The following is a 624-nucleotide window of genomic DNA, read 5'->3' as shown; positions in this document are numbered from 1 at the left end:
CTCGAACACCATGAAGGGGGAGACTTCGTCGAGGCTCCAGCGCGTGACGTGACCGTCATTCACCCTGGCCGCCAACCGGGCATGACCATAAGCGTCCTGCCAGACGAAGGGCGCCACCTCGATCCATTTGCGCGGCGGCCCGCCGAACAGCTCAGGCACCTGCGGGCGGCCATCAGCATCGAGCCCGACACTGGTCTGGCCAAGGAAATTGCCGATATCGAGGAACGTGGTGAACTGGGCCCGGCTGTTGAAATAGTTGCCGACCAGCATGCGGGCATGGTCGCGGGCAGTGGGAAGCTCGACAGGCGGCTTGTCGTCCGCTGCCGGAAAATAGCGGTCGGCAAATCGCTCGAACAGCGCCTGGCGGATGCGCGACGTCGCGCCCTCCTCCCCGGCGCTGTTCATCTCGATCATCAGTCCAACATTCTTTTCGGGGAACAACCACATATAGCCGTGGAAATTGATCAGGTCGCCGCCATGCGCGATCGCACGGAGGCCGTTCACCCGTTGCTCGTAGAACCCGAGTGCCATGCGGTTGAGGGCCGGCAGCGCACCGTAAGCCGGTGTCTGCATGACGCGCGCGGTTGGGGGCCGCATGAGTCCTGCGCCATCGTTCAGCTGCGC

At 63.9% G+C, this 624-nt stretch carries 1 pseudogene; it reads right to left on the bottom strand.

The annotated features are described in order from the left end of the window. Positions 1 to 573, bottom strand: a pseudogene (locus AC1DZC_RS20090) (hypothetical protein); the annotation flags it as partial. Positions 574 to 624: the final 51 nt, after the last annotated feature.

This window comes from Cellulomonas sp. P2_B4, assembly GCF_056404795.1.
Note: the sequence above shows the minus strand (reverse complement) of the source record. Positions and strands in the feature narration are given on the sequence as shown.